Origin of the sequence: Flavobacterium sp. N2820 (assembly GCF_025947285.1) — a bacterium.
In the GTDB taxonomy this organism is placed as follows: Bacteria; Bacteroidota; Bacteroidia; order Flavobacteriales; family Flavobacteriaceae; genus Flavobacterium.
In genome coordinates, this window is sequence record NZ_CP110008.1 from 1,065,975 (window position 1) to 1,088,107 (window position 22,133).

At 32.9% G+C, this 22,133-nt stretch carries 21 protein-coding genes, 1 tRNA gene and 1 pseudogene; all 23 read right to left on the bottom strand.

The window, feature by feature from the left end; translation table 11 throughout:
• Positions 1 to 28: 28 nt before the first annotated feature.
• On the bottom strand, positions 29 to 343 hold the full coding sequence (locus tag OLM52_RS05000; protein ID WP_264550045.1) for a helix-turn-helix domain-containing protein: 315 nt from the start codon (positions 341 to 343) through the stop codon (positions 29 to 31).
• Positions 344 to 459: 116 nt separating this feature from the next.
• Positions 460 to 1,299 carry an RteC domain-containing protein gene (locus OLM52_RS05005; RefSeq protein WP_264550046.1) on the bottom strand — a complete coding sequence of 280 codons (840 nt, stop codon included), beginning with the start codon at positions 1,297 to 1,299 and terminating at the stop codon, positions 460 to 462.
• Between the two features lie 223 nt (positions 1,300 to 1,522).
• A complete protein-coding gene (locus tag OLM52_RS05010; RefSeq protein ID WP_413614425.1) occupies positions 1,523 to 3,787 on the bottom strand; it encodes a multicopper oxidase domain-containing protein in 2,265 nt (754 codons plus the stop codon).
• A 56-nt stretch (positions 3,788 to 3,843) separates the two neighbouring features.
• Positions 3,844 to 4,716 carry a DUF2911 domain-containing protein gene (locus OLM52_RS05015; protein ID WP_264550047.1) on the bottom strand — a complete coding sequence of 291 codons (873 nt, stop codon included), beginning with the start codon at positions 4,714 to 4,716 and terminating at the stop codon, positions 3,844 to 3,846.
• Between the two features lie 59 nt (positions 4,717 to 4,775).
• Positions 4,776 to 4,994, bottom strand: a complete 219-nt coding sequence (locus OLM52_RS05020; RefSeq protein WP_035124236.1) for a GDCCVxC domain-containing (seleno)protein — start codon at positions 4,992 to 4,994, stop codon at positions 4,776 to 4,778.
• 51 nt (positions 4,995 to 5,045) lie between these two features.
• A pseudogene (locus tag OLM52_RS05025) lies at positions 5,046 to 5,384 on the bottom strand (MerC domain-containing protein); the annotation flags it as partial.
• A gap of 20 nt (positions 5,385 to 5,404) precedes the next feature.
• Positions 5,405 to 7,942, bottom strand: a complete 2,538-nt coding sequence (locus tag OLM52_RS05030) for a heavy metal translocating P-type ATPase (protein WP_264550048.1) — start codon at positions 7,940 to 7,942, stop codon at positions 5,405 to 5,407.
• Positions 7,943 to 7,962: 20 nt separating this feature from the next.
• On the bottom strand, positions 7,963 to 9,180 hold the full coding sequence (locus OLM52_RS05035; protein ID WP_264550049.1) for an efflux RND transporter periplasmic adaptor subunit: 1,218 nt from the start codon (positions 9,178 to 9,180) through the stop codon (positions 7,963 to 7,965).
• A gap of 2 nt (positions 9,181 to 9,182) precedes the next feature.
• Positions 9,183 to 10,430, bottom strand: a complete 1,248-nt coding sequence (locus OLM52_RS05040) for an efflux RND transporter periplasmic adaptor subunit (RefSeq protein WP_264550050.1) — start codon at positions 10,428 to 10,430, stop codon at positions 9,183 to 9,185.
• 2 nt (positions 10,431 to 10,432) lie between these two features.
• A complete protein-coding gene (locus tag OLM52_RS05045; RefSeq protein WP_264550051.1) occupies positions 10,433 to 11,686 on the bottom strand; it encodes a TolC family protein in 1,254 nt (417 codons plus the stop codon).
• On the bottom strand, positions 11,673 to 13,610 hold the full coding sequence (locus OLM52_RS05050; RefSeq protein WP_264550052.1) for an efflux RND transporter permease subunit: 1,938 nt from the start codon (positions 13,608 to 13,610) through the stop codon (positions 11,673 to 11,675). The genes OLM52_RS05045 and OLM52_RS05050 overlap by 14 nt, the downstream gene beginning before the upstream one ends.
• Before the next feature lie 11 nt (positions 13,611 to 13,621).
• Entirely contained in the window at positions 13,622 to 14,902 is a 1,281-nt protein-coding gene (locus OLM52_RS05055) for an efflux RND transporter permease subunit (protein ID WP_264550053.1), read from the bottom strand.
• A gap of 5 nt (positions 14,903 to 14,907) precedes the next feature.
• Positions 14,908 to 15,378, bottom strand: coding sequence for a heme-binding domain-containing protein (locus OLM52_RS05060; RefSeq protein ID WP_264550054.1), 471 nt, complete (start codon positions 15,376 to 15,378; stop codon positions 14,908 to 14,910).
• 1 nt (position 15,379) lies between these two features.
• Positions 15,380 to 16,075: a DUF3347 domain-containing protein gene (locus OLM52_RS05065; protein WP_026712073.1), complete on the bottom strand. Its 696-nt coding sequence runs from the start codon at positions 16,073 to 16,075 to the stop codon at positions 15,380 to 15,382.
• Positions 16,076 to 16,088: 13 nt separating this feature from the next.
• The gene (locus tag OLM52_RS05070; RefSeq protein WP_264550055.1) at positions 16,089 to 16,748 is read right to left on the bottom strand and encodes a class I SAM-dependent methyltransferase; all 660 of its coding nucleotides are present in this window, start codon (positions 16,746 to 16,748) and stop codon (positions 16,089 to 16,091) included.
• A gap of 7 nt (positions 16,749 to 16,755) precedes the next feature.
• Positions 16,756 to 17,565: a hypothetical protein gene (locus tag OLM52_RS05075; protein WP_264550056.1), complete on the bottom strand. Its 810-nt coding sequence runs from the start codon at positions 17,563 to 17,565 to the stop codon at positions 16,756 to 16,758.
• Positions 17,565 to 18,062 carry a heavy-metal-associated domain-containing protein gene (locus tag OLM52_RS05080; protein ID WP_264550057.1) on the bottom strand — a complete coding sequence of 166 codons (498 nt, stop codon included), beginning with the start codon at positions 18,060 to 18,062 and terminating at the stop codon, positions 17,565 to 17,567. Before OLM52_RS05080 ends, OLM52_RS05075 begins: the two co-directional genes overlap by 1 nt.
• Before the next feature lies 1 nt (position 18,063).
• Positions 18,064 to 18,528, bottom strand: coding sequence for a TlpA family protein disulfide reductase (locus tag OLM52_RS05085; RefSeq protein ID WP_264550058.1), 465 nt, complete (start codon positions 18,526 to 18,528; stop codon positions 18,064 to 18,066).
• A gap of 6 nt (positions 18,529 to 18,534) precedes the next feature.
• The gene (locus tag OLM52_RS05090) at positions 18,535 to 19,407 is read right to left on the bottom strand and encodes a DUF3347 domain-containing protein (protein WP_264550059.1); all 873 of its coding nucleotides are present in this window, start codon (positions 19,405 to 19,407) and stop codon (positions 18,535 to 18,537) included.
• 180 nt (positions 19,408 to 19,587) lie between these two features.
• Positions 19,588 to 19,965, bottom strand: a complete 378-nt coding sequence (locus OLM52_RS05095) for a hypothetical protein (protein ID WP_264550060.1) — start codon at positions 19,963 to 19,965, stop codon at positions 19,588 to 19,590.
• A 60-nt stretch (positions 19,966 to 20,025) separates the two neighbouring features.
• Positions 20,026 to 21,273 (bottom strand): site-specific integrase, encoded by a 1,248-nt coding sequence (locus OLM52_RS05100; RefSeq protein WP_264550061.1) that lies wholly within the window; start codon positions 21,271 to 21,273, stop codon positions 20,026 to 20,028.
• Between the two features lie 288 nt (positions 21,274 to 21,561).
• Positions 21,562 to 21,646, bottom strand: a tRNA-Ser gene (locus OLM52_RS05105).
• Positions 21,647 to 21,815: 169 nt separating this feature from the next.
• Complete coding sequence (locus OLM52_RS05110) at positions 21,816 to 22,049, bottom strand: hypothetical protein (RefSeq protein WP_264550062.1); 234 nt, start codon at positions 22,047 to 22,049, stop codon at positions 21,816 to 21,818.
• Positions 22,050 to 22,133 lie beyond the last annotated feature (84 nt).

Consider the following 22,133-nt stretch of genomic DNA (forward strand, 5'->3'; position numbering starts at 1 on the left):
GTTACAGGTGTTTGTGTTTTCTTGCATATTACTTTTCTAACATTTTTACGATGTCCTCGTAGTTGTAGTAATTGATTCCGCCTATGCGTTTGTATTTTAATGTCCCATTGATGCGGAGGTTTTGTAAGGTGCCTGGGGAGATTTTTAGGATTTCACGGACTTCGGCTGATTTGAGCCAAGGTTTTGGTAAAGCTTCAGATGTTTTTGATTTTGTTGTGGAATTTTTGATTTCTCGTAGTAATAGATTTCCAAAGTTTAGCAAATCTCGTTTCGTTACCATTTGGTGTTGTAATAGTTCAATGTTGTCTGTTTCTGGGAACAGGGCTTTGTGATTGAAGTTCATAATGCTATGTTTTGAAGTTATTTGGTACAAAACAATTGCATTTGAAAAAGAAAAGTTCCCAAGTTGGTACCAACTTGGGAACGATTTTTATGTGATTTGGTTGTTTTTTGTAGGTTTTAGTTTAAATCGTTTTCGATTTTATCTTCCAAAAGCTTTTGTAAATGGCTTAAAAATCGAGTTTGATCTGTTTTGCGTTTTTTAATAGCATTGAAGTTTCCGTAGATGTTGTCTTCTAATTCTATTTGAAACGCTTTTTCAAAAACGTGGGTGATTTCTTTGATGTCGGCTTGACCATTATCGAAAACTTTAGCTTCATGTAACGCGTAAATGAGTTCAACTAAATCTACTTTTTTTTCTGTCCAATGTAGATTAGATTTGAATTGATTGTTGGTAATTGCACATGATTGATTGAGATTATCAATGCGGTTTTCGATGTGTAATGCTAGTAATTCAAAAGCAATTACTTCCGCTAGCAAATAATCATGTGACGTACATAATTTAGCATCATGAATTATCACCGAGCAATCGTTTAAAAATATGTCTTTGTATTTTTTCCTGGTAAAATACAATTCATCAAAATGCGTGGAATGACTTTTAATGTATTTGATAAATTCTCTATTTTTCCTGTAAAAATGGTTGATTGCATCCAGTTTTTTCTCAAAGTGTTTTATTCTTTTGCTCTTGTCTAATGGAAGAGATGCTACTAAAGAAAGGATTTCTTTATAGAAAATAAGTTTAGCTACAATATTAGGCTTGATTTCCTTGAAGAATTTGATTTCTTCTTGAATGGTTTCGAAGACGTGATGTTTAAGCCAGTCGGTTAATTGTTTTAAAATGTCTTCAATGAAAATAATAATCTTTTTTGCTTTTTCTACTTCATTAGAATTTGAGTTAAGGATTAGAGAAAGTTCGTGTTCAAAATCTACCAAAGAGTTGTTTTTTATAGTTGTTATCATAAAAAAATAGATTTTAGTTTGTCAAATTAAACTAAAATCTATTAAATTAAATGTAAATAAAATCTTAAAAATATTACAATATTTATAATATTTTAGTAATTCATTGATTTACTATGAGTTTGTAATTTTGTATTGAATTTAGCTTTTAACACTTGCATATCTTCACTTATTTTCTTGTCTAAAATCTTAGCGTAATGCTGGATTTCACATACTAATTTTAAAATCAATAATTTAAATTCAACCCGAATCCGAATCCCATATCGCTATCATAATGAGTTCTTAGGCTGAGATTTCGTTTTAGAATATATCGTGCTTCTAGCATGTATTCGGTATCAGTATTGACCATGAACCCCATTCGTAATCGTTTGGAAACAGGGATATCTTCTCGCATTAATTGTAATCTTAGATTTCCGTCTTGAAACACCTCTGCTTGAAATTGTACAAGCATGGGTAAAGTGTATGCAAAACCGGCACTGAAAACAGCTCTATGGTCTTTGGTGTTTTTTTGTCCGAAAATGTTTTTTTCTATCTCACCTTCCATATCTCGGTAACGCCAATCAAAACCGATAAAGGGCATTAACCATTGCATTTTTCCAATATATCTTCCTAAATGGAATTCTGCTTCATAACCGTGCATATCATGATAGCCTAAACGCCATTCTGCTCCTAAACTCCAACGAGTATTTTGTACCATTGCCATACCATCGTTACCATTGGTAGCAAAATCGTTTTCAGCCATAAAGTGAAAAGCTCTGTCATCAGCAAATAATTTGCGTTGGGCTAATTTTGGATTAGGAATTAATGGATTGGGTTCTTGATTTTCATACGTAAAAATTCTTCCCATGCCTGCCATCATGTGATACAAGATGTGACAATGAAAAAACCAATCGCCCTCAACATTAGCATTGAATTCTATTACATTGGTTTCCATTGGCATTAAATCCATTACGTTTTTTAAAGGTGCATAATCCCCTTGTCCGTTAATGATTCTAAAATCATGTCCGTGCAAATGCATGGGATGGCGCATCATGGAACCGTTGTAGAGCGTAATTCTAACATTTTCGCCTTTCTTAATTAAGATTTTATCGGTTTCTGAAATTACTTTGTTGTCCATGCTCCAAACATAACGGTTCATATTTCCTGTAAGCTCAAATCGAAGTTCTTTAACTTCTACATCTTTTGGTAGCGCTGTTTTTTCTGTGGCTTTTAGCATAGCATAATTAAGTGTGGTGATGTTCGCCAATGCATTAGCATCATACTTATTATGTTTTGAATGTTCTTGATGCATTTCCGTTTTAGGAGTTGCTTCTTTACTTTTTTCTATTTCTTCACCCGTAATTTCAGGATACATAACTACGTTCATATCCATTTGATTTAAAGACATGCTCATTCCCATATCGTCTAACTCACCGTTCATTTTCATCATATCGTTCATCATCTTCATCCCTTCAAAATATTTTAATTTTGGCAAGGGTGAAATCAATTGTTTGATACCGTTTCCAATGTAAAGGGATGCGGATTTTGTTCTATCTTCGGCAGTAGCTAAAAATTCATATGACGTATTATTGGCTGGAATTGTGACTATGACATCATAGGTTTCTGAAACAGCAATTAGTAATCGATTTACTTCCACAGGTTCTACATCATTACCATCACTAGCTACTACCGTTATTTTTCCACCGGCATAGGTTAACCAAAAATAAGAGGAAGCACCGCCATTAGCAATACGCAGTCGGACTTTATCGCCTCCTTTAAACTGTGTTAATTGACTTTCGTTTATTCCGTTGATTAGAAACTTTTCGTAATAAACATCGCTCACATCCATGGCATTCATACGTTTCCACTCGTTACCCAATTTGGTTTTGAAATGTCCTTGCTTGATAGCTTCACTATAACTTTGTGTTGAGCCTTTTTTTATGGCAAACCAATCGGAAGCGTTGTGTAACATTCGGTGAACGTTTTCTGGTTTTAAATCGGTCCATTCGCTTAAAATTAAAGGAACAGTTGGTAAATCATCGATACCTTTTCTAAAAGTAGGATCGTTTTCTTTTTTATTCATAATGAACATACCATACATTCCTATTTGTTCTTGCAACCCCGAGTGCGAATGATACCAATGGGTTCCGTTTTGGATGATGGGAAATGTATATTTATGCGTTGTGCCAGGTTGAATGGGCATTTGGGTTAAATTCGGTACTCCATCTTCTTTGTTAGGTAAAAATAATCCGTGCCAATGCAACGAAGTAGTTTCATTTAATTCGTTATGTACGTAAATTTCGGCAATATCGCCTTCTGTAAAAGTTAATGTTGGCATTGGGATTTGACCGTTGACTGCTATAGCTCTTTTTTCTTTTCCAGAATAGTTAACAATTGTATCGCGAACGTATAAATCGTAACGTACTATTTTTTGAGCGAATAAGATTTGTGATACAAAAAGTAATAGTACTATTTGCAACATTTTTTTTGAAAAAATATTTTGTAAATCCATATCTGATATTTTCATTTTAGTTATTGCAAATTTTTGAAAATCAAGCATTTTTGATTTTATTTTTTTAATAGCAATTCCCAACTTGCTATTTTATTGTTCAATGTTTCTATAGTTTTTTTCATTTTTTCCTTATCTGCTAATGATACTGCCCTTTTTGCAGCTTCAATAGCACTAGCGTAATCTTTGTTTTCCGATGCTATTTTTTGTCTCAAATTTGGATAATGGAAATTTTGAGGATTTAACTTTTCAGCATCCAATAGCCATTTAATTGCTTGTTTGAAATCTCTATTTGTACTGTAATAATAGTTGGCTGCTTGAAATAATAAGTTGGCATCTTGCGTTTTTCCTTTAACGATATGTTGGTCTATCAACGCTAATAACATATCGTCCTCTTTACTTTTAATTGGTATTTTGACCATAGTATTTTCCCAAAAGATTTTTAGAAATGCTTCACCTTTGCTATTAATGTCATTTAACTCAATTGTAAATGTTTCATAGAAATAGGGACTTTTTTCTGTGGGAACTTTAAAACGCATTACGTCTTTTTTCTCATCATAGCCGGTTTCACCATGTAAAGTTATATCTGTATTAATGATTATTGTCCACTCATTAATTGAAGGAATTGAAAATATTGAATAACTACCCGCTTTTAATATACTATTACCAAAGTAGATATCTTCAGAAGTTGTAATTACGGTACAATCACTTGCACCAGTTCGCCAAAGTTTATCAAATGGCACTAACTCACCAAATATTTTTCTGCCTCTTACTAATGGTCTACTATAGGCTATTTTAATTTTTGCACTGCCGACTTCCTGTTCAAATGATGAAGCAGGACTTGCAGATGTTGTTCTTATCTGGACTTTGTTTTGTGCAGAAATAAATACTGATTGTAAAATAATTAGGTGAAATAGGAATATTTTTTTCATTGTTTTGAATTATTGATTACTGTATTTTTATACTTTAAGTTATATTGATTTTGTGATTTCTAACAGCAATTATCTCCGGCTTGTATTGGTGGACACTTTACAGTTCCGTAACTACAATAAACGCAACAATCGCCTTGTTTAGGTCTTAAAACTGTTTTGCATTTTTCACACTCATAAAAAAACTGACAAGCATCGGTTGGCATTATTTCGTCTTTACTATACCCACAATTTGGACATGTTAATGTAGATTTTAATTCTACTGATTTTCCATTGTAGATAGTGCAAGTATCACAATTTCCGTGTAATTTGTTTCGATAATAATTTACTATCGTAGCTATGAAAAGCCCAAGCATACCAGCATAAATTAAATAAACTGCATTTTCTGATTTGCTAAAATAATAGGCAAATAATATTGTTATTCCACTCGGGATTGCTATTAATAAAGGATACAGGCAACGATGTTTACGATAGGAAATGATTAAGCCAACAATGGAAATTAAAACCATCGCTTGAAAAATCCACATCGTCCATCCTCCAAATAATTCAAAGCTTCCAAGTCCAAGAGCTGATGCTGCAAATGCAAAAAGAGGAAAACAGCAAGGCGAAAACAGTGCTGTGAAAAAAAGCCCCAGAGTGCCTAATTTATCTACATTATTAATTAATTTCATTTTGTTGTTTTTGTTATTATTTAAAGTTTTAAATTTCGTAATCTCAATGCATTTACAATTACAGATACAGAACTAAATGACATTGCTAAAGCGGCGATCATAGGAGATAATAAAATTCCAAAAACTGGATATAAAACTCCTGCTGCAATTGGTACACCTAATACGTTATAGAAAAAGGCGAAAAATAAATTTTGCTTGATGTTTTTCATAACAGCATGGCTTAAGTTCTTGGCTTTTACAATGCCTTGTAAATCGCCTTTGACTAAAGTTATTTTGGCACTTTCAATGGCGACATCTGTTCCTGTTCCCATAGCTATTCCGATATTGGCTTGTGCTAATGCCGGTGCATCGTTGATACCATCGCCAGCCATGGCCACAATTTTGCCTTCTGCTTGTAATTTTTTGATTTCGTTTAATTTGTCTTCGGGTAAACATCCTGCTTTATATGCCGCTAACCCCAATTCATCTGCAACTGCTTTGGCTGTGTTTTCGTTATCTCCTGTGAGCATAATTACTTCTACACCTTGACGTATTAACTCTTTAATGGCTGCTGAACTTGATTCTTTAATAGCATCGAAGATTGATACAAAACCAATTGCAACGCCATCTACAGCAATATATGAAACAGTTTTTCCCAATTTTTGTTCGGTAATGATTTTGTTTTCTATATCGTCAGAAATACTAGCTTTTACTTGTTCCATTAGTTTTTTATTACCTAATGCTACTTTTTTATTGGTTACTGTTCCTGTAACTCCTTTTCCGGCAATGGCTTCAAAATCTTTTACTTCGATTAATGAAATGGATTTTGTTTTGCCATAATTGACTACGGCTTGTGCTAATGGATGCTCACTATATTGGTTTAATGAAGCTATGCTTTGCAATAAATCGTTATCATTGTTATTGGTCGCATAAATTTTTTCGACCGATGGTTTTCCTTCGGTTATTGTTCCTGTTTTATCTGTAATTAAAACATTAACCTTATTCATGTTTTCTAAAGCTTCTGCATTTTTTATCAAAACCCCTGATTGTGCACCTTTACCAACACCTACCATTACTGACATGGGTGTTGCTAATCCTAACGCACACGGACAAGCAATAATTAAAACGGCAATAGCATTTATAAAACCATATACTAATGCCGGTTCGGGACCAAACTTTGCCCAAATGATAAATGTAATTGCTGATATAATTACTACAATAGGAACAAAATATTTGGAAATGCTATCGGCTAATTTTTGGATTGGCGCTCTCGAACGAGAAGCATCGTTGACCATTTGCACGATTTGAGAGAGTAGTGTTTCTGAACCTACTTTTTCGGCAATCATTACAAAGGATTTGTTACCGTTTATAGTTCCTGCAATTACATTGTCATCTTTCTTTTTGTCCACTGGAATGGGTTCGCCTGTAATCATCGCTTCATCAATGCTACTTTCTCCATCGGTAATTTTGCCATCAACTGGTATTTTGTCCCCGGGTTTTACGCGCAATAAATCCCCTTTTTTGATGTCGTGAATCGAAATTACTTTATCACTTCCATCAATTACTAAAATAGCTTCGGTAGGAGCGAGTTTTAGTAATTCCTTAATTGCTCCACTAGTTTGGCTGTGTGCTTTGGCTTCCATTAATTGTCCTAATAGAACCAATGTTAGAATTACTGTTGTGGCTTCAAAATAAAGCAAGACTGTTCCGTGTTCTGTTTTGAATTCGTTTGGAAAAATGTTTGGAAAAAACATACCCACTAAACTAAACAAAAAGGCAACTCCGGTTCCTATACCGATAAGGGTAAACATATTCAAATTCCAAGTAATAATAGATTTGAAGGCACGAACAAAGAACATCCAACAGGCATAAAAAACAACAGGAAGTGTAAGTATAAATTGTACCCAATTCCATTTTGTAGCATCCATTATTTTAAGTAACGGATTGTTTGGCATCATTTCTATCATTGCGATTGCAAAAATGGGAACTGTAAATACGACCGCTATTTTCATTTTTTTGACCAAATCTTTATAGGTCTTTTGATCTTCTGTGTCAGTTGGATTCATAGGCACTAAATCCATTCCGCAAATAGGACAAGAACCTGGTGTTTCACTAATTACTTCTGGATGCATTGGACAAGTATATAGGGATTTGCTAAGAGTTAAATCCGGAGCTTTGACTAAATCCATTCCGCATACAGGACAGTCGCCTGCTTTGTCATACACTTTTTCGCCTTCACAATGCATTGGACAATAATATTTGCCATTAGCATTAACAGCGATTTTGATTTCTTTTTTATCGCTGTGGGAATGCGTAGAGCAACAAGATTTTACAGTATTTTCATTTGAGGTTGCTTGTTGTAACATTTTATCATTGGCTATTTCTATGGTGTATTTTCCAACGGCAGATAATGCTTCTTGCAACTGTGTTATTGGAATGTGTTTTTCCATTGTTATAGTAGCTATGGATGGGTTTAAGGAAACTTTTGCTTCAACGCCATCAATAGCATTCAATGTTTTTTCGACTTTAGAACGACAGCCATTGCAAGTCATTCCGGTAATGGTATAGGTATGTGTCATAATTTTTTAGTTTTTAAATATTACATTTTCATCCCTTCCATTGGGTCACTTCCTTTTCGGAATTTATATTCGCTGTTTATGGCATAAGCCCCTGTAATAACGACTTTTTTGGCAGGATCTATTTCAGATTTGATTTCTATCATTCCATTGGTTTCTATTCCAGTTTCTACCATTACGTTTTCAAATACTCCCGGTCTTTTTTCAACCCAAATATAGGAAGCGTTTTCCTCCCTGATCACTGCATCTACAGGAATATACAATCCTTTTAAATTGGATTGTGTTAATTTTGCCATAGCCTGCATCCCGGGTTTTAATTGCAAATTTGGATTTGATATTTCCAATCGAATTAAAAGCAGACGAGTATCTGGATTTATTTCAGGATTGATAAAAGAAACTTGCGCATTTATGGTTTTATCAGGAAAATCGGAAAATGTAATTTGGGCTTTTTGTCCTATTTTTAGATTCTTGGCATAGTTTACGTTTACCTGTGTTTCTAACCAAAGACTGTTTAAATCCGCCAATTTAATGATGCTAGAACCTTCCATTGCATAATTGCCTTCTGTGGTACTTATTTCCGATATTGTTCCACTGGCAGTGCTATAAAAAATGGTATAAGGAGAAACTTCCTTACTGGTTTTTATACTTTCAATCTGGGCATTGGTTAAACCAAAGAACAACAGTTTTTGTTTTGCTGCATTGAGCATATTTCGGGCATTTTTTCCAAAATCGCCAGGCATTGCCAGTTGTTTGTATGCCGTAAAATAATCCTGTTTGGCAATGGCAATATCTTCACTATACAATTGATATACGGCTTGGTTTTTAGAAACATAATCACCAACGGTTTTGAAATACAACTTTTCAATTCGTCCCATTGCTCTTGCAGAAATGGTTTTTATTTTTTCTTGATTAATGGACAAGACTCCTGTATAATTTTGCTCTAAACTGCTTTGAGTTTCTGAAATAGTTTGTGTAGTGATATTTCCCAGTTGTATTTGCTGTTTACTCAAACTTATTTCATTAGCCTCTGTATCATCTTGTTTTATTGGTGTTAACTCCATATGGCAAATGGGGCATTTTCCGGGTTTGTCTTCCTTAACTTGTGGATCCATAGAACAAGTGTAAAATGTTGTTGCTGCACTCTTATTGTGTTTGCTATGGTCTTCTTTGTCTTTAGTATTACAAGCCACCATTACCATAAATAGTATTGATAGTACACTTATTTTTTTTATTGTCTTCATTATTATTCGGTTTTAATAAAGCTTTCGCTGTCAATTAAATATTGTGCGTTTTTGGCAATGGTGTCTTTTACTGAAATACCCTCCATAATTTGGATAAAATCAACTATTTCAATTCCTGTTTTTATGGAGGTTGCCCTAAAGCCATTGTCCATTTTTAAGAAAACTATTTTCTTGTTTCCAATGCTTACCATTGACTGTTTTTGAATCCAAATTCCATTTACTGGATTTGTTTTCACAACTCCTTGCAATCTTAACCCAATTGGTAATTTTAATTTATTGTTATTTAAATAAACTCGAATTCTATTGGTTTTATCAGTTGCATTTAATTGTGTTTCGACAAAATTTATTTTGGCATCCATAAATTCGTTTTTGTCAAGTTCGGAAGTAATTCTGATGGATTGATTGGCTTTTATTAGACTATTATATCCTTGGATAACATTGAATATTCCCCATACTTTATCCGTATTTAATAGTTTAAAAATGACTTCTCCTTTTTTTATATAACTCCCTTCTTTCACATCCAATGTTGCAGTGTTGTTACTTGCACTTTGCATCGCAGGATTTGTTGTATTATCCATCGTTCCTGTACCGTCAATAATACCAGAAGCAGGACTAAAGATTGAGATTACAGGATTCGATTTTTTAGTTGCAACCAAAAAATTAATTTGACTTTCCGTCATTCCATAAAGCAACAATTTTTGTCTGGATGCATTAATAATCGCAGGATTTTCAACATCATTAATGACCATATAAATGAAGTTTTGTTGCTCCGTCAGTAATTCAGGGCTGTATAAATCAAATAGTTTTTGTCCTTTATTTACTTTTTGATATTTATAATTGACATACATTTTTTCGATTCGACCGCTCATTCGAGCTGCAATATTTACCGATGAATTGGGATCATACTCCACAATTCCCGGTAAATTTATTTCACTGCTCAAAGCAGTGTCTATTGCCGTTGTTGTTTGATAATTACCTACTATAAAATTGTCGGTAGGTTTTATAAGATTGTCGATTGAATTGTCGTCAACGGAATTATTCTCTGTTACTTTTTTTACCAAAGTCATTCCGCAAATGGGACAATTTCCGGGTTTATCTCTAATGATTTCCGGGTGCATTGAACAAGTGTAAACCTCGTTTTGATGTCCCATTTCCGAATGATTATCTGATTTTTTGGCAAAGAAATAGATTGCAATTCCGATAATGGAAATTACAACAAGAGCTAAACCATACTTTATATACTTGTTCATAATTATTTGGTTTCTAATTGTTTTTCAATTTCTACTTGTGCTGCCAAAATACTTTGTAATTTGTCCAAGGCATCAATTTGAGCCATATTTAATGCTTCCCAAGCATCGAGAGTGACAAATAAATCACCAGTGTTATTTTGCCAAGCCAAGATTGCGGTTTCATAATTTTTTCGTAAAGCAGGTATGATACTTTTTTGGGCGATTTCGTACTGTTTTTTTAAGGAAGTTAGTTCTGTATTCATTCCCGAAATCATTCCTGCAGCTTCATTCAAAATCATTTGTTTTTGCCAGTTCAAGCTTTCATTTTTAATTTTAAAACTATTGATATTGGCTTTATTCATTTTGGTTGACCAAGGCATAGGAATAGTAACCATTCCCAACAAGGAGAACTGTTGTGGTTGTGTTCCAAAAGCAAACATATGGTCGTATTTTATACCAAACTCGGGTAATAGTTTTGTTTTTTCGGCTGCAATTTTGAGCTGATTTATTTCCATCGTTTTTTCGATGGCTTGTACATCGCTTCGATTTTTCGAAAGAGAAGTGGTATCTGATATTACCGAATTGAAATCTTTTATTTCGTAGGTTTCCTCAATTTCAAATGCGGTGTTTTTATCTCTTGCCATCAAGGTGTTCAGCATAATTCTTTTTTGAGAAATATCATTTTTCAACATTAGAATCATATTTTGCAGGATGCTATATTGAGATTTCGCTTTGTAATAGGTAGGTAGTTTATCCATATTATACTGGTACCGTATTTCCATACTTTTAATCATATAGTCTAAAAGCAACAAATTATCATCGGCTATTTTTATTTTTTTATTTAAAACCAACCATTGATAATAATTTGTTTTTGCTAGTGCCTTCAATTGATTAATCGTATAGTTTTTATTTTCCTTTTCGACCGATGACATCGCACTCATTAGATTAAAATCTGCTTTTAACTTGGAAGCATTCGGTATCATTTGTGTAACGCCCAACATATAATTCCCCATTCCAGGAAATGCACCATCTGCTTTCCACATTTTGGCGTTGTAAGGTGCCATAAAAAAGCCCGTCTCTACTTGTGGAGCCATCCAACTTCTAGCACCCTTTGCCGCTGCATCCATACTTTGAATTTCGGCATCGTACATTTTTAGTTGAGGATTGTTTGTCTTGATTGTACTCAATACATTATCCAAGGAAAGTGTTTGTGCTGCCAAATTAGTGGCGGTCAAAATCAAACAACTTATGGCTATATAAAATTTATTCTTTAACATCTATAAGATCTATTTTTCCTTTTGTTCTTAATTCTCGAAGTTTAACCATCTCAAAAACAACCGGTGTTACTAATAATACATAAATCGTGGAGGTAATGGTGCCTCCAATTAGTGGGACAGTGATGGGAAGCATTATATCTGATCCTGTTCCTGTTGCCCAAAGAATGGGGATTAGTCCAAATAATGAAACTGAAACAGTCATCAATTTTGGTCTTAACCTTTTGGCTGAACCATCAATAATATATTGTTTCAATATTTCTTCGGTTATGGTTTCCTTCGTGTTTCCGTACTTTTCTACCATTTTATTCATTGCTTCATTCAAATAGATGGTCATTAACATTGCCGTTTCGATTGCCATTCCAAACAGTGCAATAAAGCCAACGGCAACAGCAACGGATATATTAATTCCATAAAAATAAACCATAAAAATGCCTCCAATTAGAGCAAAAGGTACTGTGATCATCGTGATTAACGCCTCTTTCATTGAATGATACGTAAAATATAAAACAAGAAATATGATGATGACAACAATTGGCAAGATTAAACTTAATGTTTTGTTGGCTCGAATTTGATTTTCCCATTGACCACTCCATTCCACATAATATCCTTTTGGCATTTTAGTTATCATTGCATCGAGTTTTTTCTGCGCCTCTTTTACAGTACTTCCTAAATCACGTTCCCGAACGTTGAACAACACAGTGCCACGAAGCATTGCATTTTCGCTATTTATCATTGGAGGGCCATCACTTATTTTTACATTAGCGACAGTTTCTAATGGTATTGGACCAAAATCCATTGTTTGCACTTGTAGTTTTTTTAAGGCTTCAATGCTGTTACGGTATTCTTGAGCATATCTTGCATTTACAGAAAAACGCTGTCTTCCCTCGATAGTCGTGGTTAGTTTCATACCTCCAATAGAGGCTTCAACCACATTATTAATGTCGTCTATGGTCAATCCATATCTACCAATGACGTCTCTTTTTGCTTCAATATCAATATATTTTCCGCCTGTTATGGGTTCCGCATACAAATCTTTAACTCCAGAAGTTCCTTCGAGTGTTTTTTTAATTTTTTGAGCCAAAACGTTTATAGTATCTAAACTTGCTCCGTAAATCTTGATACCCACATCGGTTCTGATTCCTGTTGAAAGCATATTGATACGGTTGATAATAGGTTGCGTAAAGCCATTGGTCACACCAGGGATTTGCAGTTTGTTGTTTATTTCCGTGATAATATCATTCTTGGTTTTGTCTTCTCGCCATTCTGCTTGAGGTTTTAACAAAATAATGGTTTCAACCATACTTATTGGACTGTTATCAGTTGCCGTATTTGCCCTGCCTGCTTTTCCCAACACGTGAGCCACTTCGGGAATTGATTTGATCAATTTGTCCTGAACCTGAAGAATTCTCTTTACTTCGGAGTTGGATACATCGGGTAAGGTTACTGGCATAAACAGTACAGATCCTTCATCTAAAGGAGGCATAAATTCTGAACCCAAACGAGTAAACATCAATACGCCAATCAGCAAAGCAATAATGTTGATGCCCAATACTGTTTTTCTCCATTTTAAACAAAAAATCAAAATGGGTGTATAAATGCTTTCCAATTTTTTATTAATTGGGTTCTTATCTTCTGGGCGAAGTTTTCCTTTTAGTAAGAAACTAATTAACACAGGTGTAAGTGTAATGGCTAAAAAAGCATCAACTATCAGTATAAACGATTTTGTCCAAGCTAGTGGACTAAATAACTTGCCTTCCATTCCCGTGAGAAGAAATACAGGCAAAAAGGATGTAATTACAATTATTGTTGAGTAGAAAACACCTGGGCCTACTAATTTGGAAGAGCTTTCTATAAGCTTCAACTTATCTTCAGAAGACAACGGATCGTTTTCTTTTTTGAATATATTTTTAATTTTATTTTTCATCTTATTTCCAATTACTGATTATTGTCCATTTCTTCCTGTTTCTCCGAAATTGTCCTGTATGCATTCTCTACCATTACGATACCATCATCAACGACAACACCAATTGCCAGAGCAATCCCCGTTAGTGACATAATGTTTGAAGAAATACCAAATGCTTCGAGTAAAATAAAGCCAATAGCCACAGATATTGGTAATTGAATGAGTATAATTAAAGCGCTTCGCCAATGAAAAAGAAAAAGTAGTACAACAATTGAAACGACAATCATTTCTTCTATTAAAGTGCCTTTAACAGATGCGATTGCTTTTTCTATTAATTCACTTCGGTCATAAGACGTTTTAAAAGTAACTCCTTCGGGCAATCCTTTTTCGACTTCTTTCATTTTCTCTTTTACTGCCGTGATTACTTTGTCAGCATTTTCACCATAACGCATTACCACAATTCCGCCAACAACTTCACCATTGCCATTTTCATCAAAAATACCTAGTCTCAAATCGCCACCCATTTGTATTGAACCAATATCTTTAACTTTTACCGGAACGGAATTATAGTTTTTAATAGCAATGTCTTCTACATCTTTTATGTTTTTGATGTAGCCCAAGCCCCTAACGATATAGGACATATTGCTCATTTCAAATTTTCTTCCTCCAACGTCATTATTATTTGTTTTGACAGCATTCATTACTTCCATCATACTGACGTTGTAGTATTGCATTTTCAATGGATCCAACACTAATTGATATTGCTTTTCAAATCCACCAAAGGAAGCCACTTCGGCAACTCCTGGAACGGTTTGCAAGGCAAATTTCACGTACCAATCTTGCAAGGCTCTTTGTTCTCCCAAGTCCATACCTTTCGCATTTAAATGATACCAAAAAACGTGACCCACACCTGTGCCATCAGGACCCAAGGTTGGTACTACATTTTGTGGTAATAATCGTTGTGCATAATTTAATCTTTCTAGAACCCGAGTTCTTGCCCAATATATATCGACATCATCTTCAAAAATGATGTAGACAAAGCTCATCCCAAACATCGAAGCACCCCGAATATTTTTGACTTTTGGAATGCCTTGCAGGTTTGAAACCAAAGGATAAGTGACTTGATCTTCCATTACTTGTGGGCTTCTTCCCATCCACTCCGTAAACACGATAACTTGATTTTCGGATAAATCAGGAATGGCGTCAATGGGGTTTTGTTGGACGCTGTAAACTCCCCAAGCAAATAAGCAAGCTGAAACCAGCAAGACAACGGCTCGATTTCGTAGTGAGAATGTTATTAATTTTTCTACCATTATTTTTAATTTTGTGATGAAATACTATCTTCTATTTTATTTATCCAATCCAAAACTTTCTTTTTTTGTGAGGCTGTAAGGATTGCATTTTTATGAATTAAAGTATAAGAACTCAAAGGCATTTCGTTTGATTCGATTTCTTTACTTATAGCTTTCAATTTGCTGTTTTGCCTGCGTTTTGAATAATTTCCAAATTCATTAAAATTCAATTCCTCTTTACCTTCTTTTATATGTCTTTCCATAAAAAAACGAGCGGGTTGAATGTAAGAATACCAAGGATAATAGGTGTTGTTACTGTGGCAATCATAACAAGAAGTTCGCAAAATGATTTCAACATTTTTAGGAACATTATAGACTTTTGTAAAATTGCCAGTTATATCCTGCTCAAAACTTTCGTTACGAGCAGGTTGATACAACTGCATCAGCAAAAAAATAATTAACCCAATAAAAAGTATTTTTTTGATGATTTTTTTCATACTAGTATTCTTTTTTTATAGAACCGCAAGTAGCCATTTCTTTTCCAAAATATGGATTTTTGATTTCTTTTGTTTCACTTATCCAAACAGCACCTTTGTTGTCATCTGCCATTGGGCAAAAATCCAGATATAGTTTTTGACTGGTTCCAAATAATTGAATTAAGTCATTCATATCCTTACTTAACATTACAAAATGTTCTCTTTGATGTTCTATCTTTCCTCCATTATCTCCAATATGCTCTGCGTGTTCTTTGGCATCATCTGCAATATCCAAATATTCTTTTTTTTGTTTTTCGCTTAAAACTTTGATGTCAAATCTGTCAAATGAGGTGAATAGTATTTTTGCTTTTTCGGCAGCACCATTTGTATCATCTTTAACCAATTTGTTTTTTAAATTTATGTAACTAATTAAAATATCCTCGATGTTAACATTGGATTGTGTTGTTGCAGCAGAGGATGCTTCTGTTGCTTTTTTTTCGTGAGGTGCTTGCGTTTGAGTTACCAGTTCGGTTAATTCCATACCACATTTGGAACATGTTTCATCTTTTTTTCCTTGAACCTCGGGATGCATTGGGCATGCATATAGTTCACTTGAATTTGCGGAAGTTTCTGTAGTGTTGTTTTCTGTTTCTTTGTTTTTTTGATTGCAAGAAACTAAAGTGATTGCTAAAATAGCTGTTAAAATAAGTGCTTTCATACTGTGTTATTTTTTAGTTATTAATTATTTTTTCTGCTTTATAATAAGAATAAGTCCCGATTGATGTGTTGATATAATCTACTTCCCGAGCATTTTTAAATCCTGCATCAGTAATGTATTTTATCATCAATCCATTTACATTATCAGTGGTAGTTTTGAAACCGTCTAATAATTGAACTAAGTAAAAGAATAACCTCATCCATTTTGTTTTTGCTTTACCCCAATCTCCAATGATTAATTCTCCATTTGGTTTTAATATTCTATTAATCTCTAATAAACATTTCAATTTTGTAATCATGTCTAACTGATGAAAAACAAGAGAACTATAAACCTTGTCAATTGAATTATCTTCAAATGGTAACTTATTTCCATCATATAAAAAAAGAGGTGCTTCAATTCCTGTTTTTTTCAATTTATATTCTGCTATTGACTTAATCTTAGGGTCGATGTCAACTCCTTGTATGTTACAGTTAGGAAATCGTTGTTTGAGTATGATAATGTTTTGGGCTGTTCCGAAACCAAATTCTAAAATTTTTTCTTTCTCCTTTGGGTCAACAAAATCAATTAATCTGTTTCTGAACTTTTTTTCAGGCATTGTTACTTTTATAGCTAAATCATAGTAATCGCTTAAAAAATCATAACCTAATGCCGGGATAAATTTTGTTTCACTCATCTTGATTTTATTTTGTTAAATCGAAAAAAGTATAGTACAGATTAAAATAAAAGCCATTTGGTGCTGAACGTACCATTGAACTCATTAATTCATGTCTGTAAGCTACATCAACTCTCGCTTGACTGTTGAAAATAAATTGAATTACAGGCACAACATCCAAATATGATTTACCGTTTTCGTTAATGGTTTGACCTGCAAATTCAACCATTAAATTGATATTGGTTTGTTTGAAACTAGTGTACTTTTTAGGGTACATTAATTTTCCAAAAGAAAGAGTGTAATTAGTGGCATTATCTCCTAATTCGTTTGGAAATGGATAATCTGGTTTGTTGTCAAAAGCTTTCTCAAAACTAATTGATGAACTAATTGCTAATTTTTTAATCAGTTTAGTAGCCACAATTCCAGATTCAAAACCCGTATTATGTCCCATAATTTCAATTTGTTCCTGATGTATGTCGGCATTATTGAAACTATATCTTCCAAAAGCTGCCATACGGAAATGACTGTTTAAATCATCTGTAGAATAAAAACGATATTTGGCATAAAAGCTTCCTCCCTCTGTTACTAAATCATTACTTCTGTTACTCACAAAAGCAGATGCACGAACCATCAAATTTTTATTAATCCCATATGTAACTTCGGGCATCAGATGATAACTATATCCTGATTTAAATTCTTCTTTAAAACGTGATTGAAGAAGATTGACACCTAATGAGTTTGCCGGAACATTACTAGCGGGATCTGTGATTAGAAACAGTTCTTGACTTACACTTTTTTGAATACTGAATAATATTATTAGAATAAAAAACTTTCTCATTAGTTTAAAATTTTAATATGAAAATCATCTTCACTGTTTGCAACATAAGTCGAAATGTCCTTATATGATTTTGATAATTTTTTAAACTCTTTTTCTGTAACATAACCTTTATCAACTACTTGAAATTTAACAACTTCTGTAGTGTCTTTTTTGTCATTTACTAAAATGTAAGGACTTTTACTAATGGTTTCAGCTTTGGCAGTTATCACTAATGATCCAATAAAAAAACCTGCTTTTTCTACTTTTTCCTTAAATGTTTTTGGACTTAATTCATTTCCTTCTTTAAGAGTTACGGTGAATGTGTTAGTATTTAAGTCAGTTTCAACATTGATAACTTCTGGTAATGCTTTAAGTTGCTTATTTATAGCATTTGAACACATTGAGCAAGTTAAACCCGTTGCTCTAATTTCAGCTTTTACAATTTGTGCATTACTTTTTATTGAAAACATCAAAACCATTGATGCAACGACCATATATACTTTATTTATTTTTTTCATTTTACTTTTCTATTAATTTAATTATTTCTTCTTCTGTTGGATTTTTTGCAATTAGAATACCTTCTTGATTGAACAAATATTTCGATGGTAATTCCTCTACACCAAATTGTATTGCTGTTTCAGCATCAAAACCTTTTGAGTCTATCAATTGGGTAAATTTAATTTTATCTTTTTCAACAGCTTTTAGCCATTTATTAGTATCTGTATCGATTGATATTCCTATTATTTCTATTTTATCAGGGCTAACTTCATTATGTAGTTTTACTAACTTTTTATTGCCTAATCTGCAAGGACCACACCATGATGCCCAAAAATCAATTAATACATATTTCCCTTTAAAAGATGTAATATTTATCTCTGTATTACTAGTACTTTTTAATGCTATTGATGGTATTGTATCTCCAACATCAATCTGTGCAGTGGCTATATTAGTAATTAAAAAAAATGCAAAAATTATTCTTCTCATTTTAGATTATTTAATAGTTTCTACCGTTTTTCCACAAGTTAACATCATTGAGCCGTAGTAAGGATTTTTTACTGCATTTTCTTTACTTAACCAATTTGCACCTTTACCATCATTGTACATAGGGCAATGTTGGAAATAAACTGGAACCTCATACTTTGCAACTTTTAATAATGAATAAATGTCTTTTGATAATGTTGTAAAGTGATTTCGTTGTTTATTAATATCTTTTGATTTTGAAATCAGTTCAGTATCTTTTTTAATTTGATTTACAACTTTCATCCAAACCATATGAACATCCATATCCAATTTGTCCATTTTAACATTGTTTATTGCAGTTAGTAATTCCTTTGAAGCAATTGAAGTTGTGTTACCATCAGAAGAAATCATAGCATCTTTTACTACAAAATAGTTATCAAAAACAACTTTAAGTTGGTTAACTTCTTGAAGTACCATCTTTGAAGTTTCATTGTGGTTTACATGATTATTATGGATTTCAGTAGTTTCTTCCACTTTGATTTCTTCTTTAACTTGAACTTTAGCAACTCTGTCATATTGACAACATCCATGAAGATTGTCATAGACATCATCTGGTGCAAGAAACTTATCACTATCATATCCTGCTAATGCTATTCTTTTTAGTATTTCGTCTGGATTAGTTTTAGTAGTATCATAAGTTAAAGTGGCCATCTTAGAATCTTGATCCCAATCTACTTTAGCTACTTTTTTGATATTTCCTGCATTTTCGATTTTGGTTTCGCACATTCCACAGTTTCCATAAATCTTAACTGTTTCTGTTTTTGCATTTTTAATTTGTGCATTGACAGCAATACTAAGCAATATAAAAGTTGCTAGCATTATATTTTTAAATGAATTTTTCATTTTAATAATGTATTAGTAATCAAAGTGAATTCCTTTGATAAGTTGATAAAAAAATAATGAATTTCAGTTTACAAGTCTATCTGCTTGAAATAATTAAAAATAAACGGAAAGTAAACTGATGATTAATCTGATAGCAAAATGCTATAAATTTGACACACTAATGGCTGTCAAAAAAAGAATTTAACCTATTTTAGGTATTAGCCAAATAGAATGAAAACCATCTGAGATTGATGGTGCCGTGTATGAAAACTTAACTTTCTCTATTGAAGAATATTGAATAAAGTTAAATTTAAAAGTAATTTCTGGTATAAAAATGATTGAAGAAGAAGGACAAGTCATAGAACAACCACAATTTGCATGACCACAATCACCTTTACATCCATTTTCATCTTTGCTTTCAGAACTGTCATTACTACAACAACATTTCTTTTCAGTTTTTTTAGATGAAACTTCTTTTTCACAAGAATGTTTTGAATTAGAGTTACCACAAGCCATAGCTGTACTAGGCATTAAAAACATGCCTAGTAAAACTATTAATATTATGTGATATTTTTTCATTTTTAATTTTAAAACATCACAAATGTATAAAAAATGAATTGTTGTTTGTATAAAATATTGTTAAATAGAGTTTTGGCAACTACGTCGATTTACATTGATTGAAAATTTATCTTTAAGTATTTTCATATCCTCACTAATTTTCTTGTCTAAAATCTTAGCGTAATGCTGCGTTGTTTTTAGATTGGTATGTCCTAACATTTTACTTACTGTTTCAATTGGAACCCCATTACTCAGCGTAACTGTTGTAGCAAAAGTATGTCGTGCAATATGGAATGTTAGTTCTTTATTGATTCCGCAAACAGTTGCAATTTCCTTAAGGTAAGAATTCATTTTTTGGTTTGACAATATTGGAAGTATTGTGCCCTTATTTTTATTAACAGGATAATCAGAATATTTATCCATGATATATTGAGCTGTTGGTAATAAAGGAATTTTTGAATTTGTATCGGTTTTCTGGCGGTTTTTGTTTATCCATTTATCACCATCAATTCCTAAAACAATATTATCCGGTGTTAGTTGTTTCACATCTATATATGCTAATCCTGTAAAGCAGCTGAAAACAAATATGTCACGAACTAATTCCAAACGTTCTGAAACGAATTCTTTTTCCATCAAACTTTGAATTTCTTGTTCTGTCAAGAATTCACGTGTAACTTCTTTTACTTTTGATTTGTAGTTAGCAAATGGGTCCTTATTCAGCCATCCATTGGCCAAGCAAATGTTAATAATCTTGTGAAAGTTTTTAATATACTTTACAGCTGTATTGTTCGCACACTTTCTTTCTGTACGAAGATAGAATTCATACTCGGTTATAAAAGCATGATCTATTTTCTCAATATCAATATCAGAAACTCTGTATTTCCATTGAAGAAAGTCTTTAGTATGTTTCAGGGATGTTTCATAACGTTCTAGTGTTCCAGGAGCGTACTCGCTTCCAACCAACTCTTTAATTTTTCGGTTGTGTTCTGTGAATATTGGGATTAGTAGTCGTTCGCGTTCTTTGATACCGAGTAAACGATTTTTAAATTCATCGTTGTTTAATGATACGCCATCTTTTAATAATTCGAATTGGATTTCGTTTATTCGATTTCGTGTAAAATCAAGTAAGTTATTTATTGAACGAGCTTCTTCTGAATTACCCTTCATTTTGCTTAATTCAGTTGACCATTTCGATGGCTCAATAAATTTTTTAGTACTGTACTCAAATCGTTTTCCTTCGATTGTTAATCGCACATAAATTGGTAATAATCCATTACCATTGGCTTTGGTTGATTTTGCATAAAAATGCAATGTAACTTTTGAATTCATTTTTGGTAACCTTTAAGTTATTAATTAATTTACTTTAAAGTTTGCCACAAATCAAGATGTTTGAAAATTGAAAAGGTTATTGAACAGCTTACCAATAGTGGATTGGTTGAAATTTACTGCAACTAATTTTTCAATTTAGCGAGACCCAAAAATTACTTTTTTATTAGGGTCTCGATGGGGTCTCTTGATTTTTGAAAAAGAATGAATATTTTGAAAGGTAGTAAAAACAAAAAACCTCGAAATTCATAAGATTTTCGAGGTTTTGATAACTTTTGATAAGCTATTCCGCGGAGAAAGAGGGATTCGAACCCCCGGACCTGTTACAGTCAACAGTTTTCAAGACTGCCGCATTCGACCACTCTGCCATTTCTCCAATAAGTCGTGCAATCATTTCCGTATTGCGAGTGCAAATATAGAACGTTTTTTTATTTCTGCAAGCGTTTTAAGAACAAAAAATAACATTTTTTATGCACTTTTTTACAAAACTCTGAATTTCAGCAGATAGCCAATCTATATTTTTTAAAGAAATAGTTCCCTACTCCCTATTTTACCTCTTTCACACCACTAATAAAAATCCATTTCATAAAGATTTTTTCGCCATCATGCGTTTTGATCGCTTGAAATTTAGGCGACAAAATCAAGGAAACCATAAAAGCAGTTCCAGCTATCCACAAACCTTGCAAGTTGGAATAATTCATAACCAATAAATAGGCAGGAATATAAAAAACACTAAACCCTATAAAGTTATATATAAATGATTTTACTTTTTTACTCATTGTATTTTTATTTAATTATTGAAACTCTATTCTAAACACCAATCACTGAACACCGAACACTGAATACTGAACACTGAATACTGA

Bases quoted from the DNA above. Each gene is read 5' to 3' on its own strand.
- OLM52_RS05005 (WP_264550046.1), bottom strand. From the start codon at position 1,299: ATGATAACAACTATAAAAAACAACTCTTTGGTAGATTTTGAACACGAA.
- OLM52_RS05075 (WP_264550056.1), bottom strand. From the start codon at position 17,565: ATGAGAAAGTTTTTTATTCTAATAATATTATTCAGTATTCAAAAAAGT.
- OLM52_RS05065 (WP_026712073.1), bottom strand. From the start codon at position 16,075: ATGAAAGCACTTATTTTAACAGCTATTTTAGCAATCACTTTAGTTTCT.
- OLM52_RS05045 (WP_264550051.1), bottom strand. From the start codon at position 11,686: ATGTTAAAGAATAAATTTTATATAGCCATAAGTTGTTTGATTTTGACC.
- OLM52_RS05085 (WP_264550058.1), bottom strand. From the start codon at position 18,528: ATGAGAAGAATAATTTTTGCATTTTTTTTAATTACTAATATAGCCACT.
- OLM52_RS05050 (WP_264550052.1), bottom strand. From the start codon at position 13,610: ATGAAAAATAAAATTAAAAATATATTCAAAAAAGAAAACGATCCGTTG.
- OLM52_RS05080 (WP_264550057.1), bottom strand. From the start codon at position 18,062: ATGAAAAAAATAAATAAAGTATATATGGTCGTTGCATCAATGGTTTTG.
- OLM52_RS05010 (WP_413614425.1), bottom strand. From the start codon at position 3,787: ATGGATTTACAAAATATTTTTTCAAAAAAAATGTTGCAAATAGTACTA.
- OLM52_RS05095 (WP_264550060.1), bottom strand. From the start codon at position 19,965: ATGAAAAAATATCACATAATATTAATAGTTTTACTAGGCATGTTTTTA.
- OLM52_RS05055 (WP_264550053.1), bottom strand. From the start codon at position 14,902: ATGGTAGAAAAATTAATAACATTCTCACTACGAAATCGAGCCGTTGTC.
- OLM52_RS05030 (WP_264550048.1), bottom strand. From the start codon at position 7,942: ATGACACATACCTATACCATTACCGGAATGACTTGCAATGGCTGTCGT.
- OLM52_RS05110 (WP_264550062.1), bottom strand. From the start codon at position 22,049: ATGAGTAAAAAAGTAAAATCATTTATATATAACTTTATAGGGTTTAGT.
- OLM52_RS05100 (WP_264550061.1), bottom strand. From the start codon at position 21,273: ATGAATTCAAAAGTTACATTGCATTTTTATGCAAAATCAACCAAAGCC.
- OLM52_RS05000 (WP_264550045.1), bottom strand. From the start codon at position 343: ATGAACTTCAATCACAAAGCCCTGTTCCCAGAAACAGACAACATTGAA.
- OLM52_RS05015 (WP_264550047.1), bottom strand. From the start codon at position 4,716: ATGAAAAAAATATTCCTATTTCACCTAATTATTTTACAATCAGTATTT.
- OLM52_RS05035 (WP_264550049.1), bottom strand. From the start codon at position 9,180: ATGAAGACAATAAAAAAAATAAGTGTACTATCAATACTATTTATGGTA.
- OLM52_RS05090 (WP_264550059.1), bottom strand. From the start codon at position 19,407: ATGAAAAATTCATTTAAAAATATAATGCTAGCAACTTTTATATTGCTT.
- OLM52_RS05070 (WP_264550055.1), bottom strand. From the start codon at position 16,748: ATGAGTGAAACAAAATTTATCCCGGCATTAGGTTATGATTTTTTAAGC.
- OLM52_RS05060 (WP_264550054.1), bottom strand. From the start codon at position 15,378: ATGAAAAAAATCATCAAAAAAATACTTTTTATTGGGTTAATTATTTTT.
- OLM52_RS05040 (WP_264550050.1), bottom strand. From the start codon at position 10,430: ATGAACAAGTATATAAAGTATGGTTTAGCTCTTGTTGTAATTTCCATT.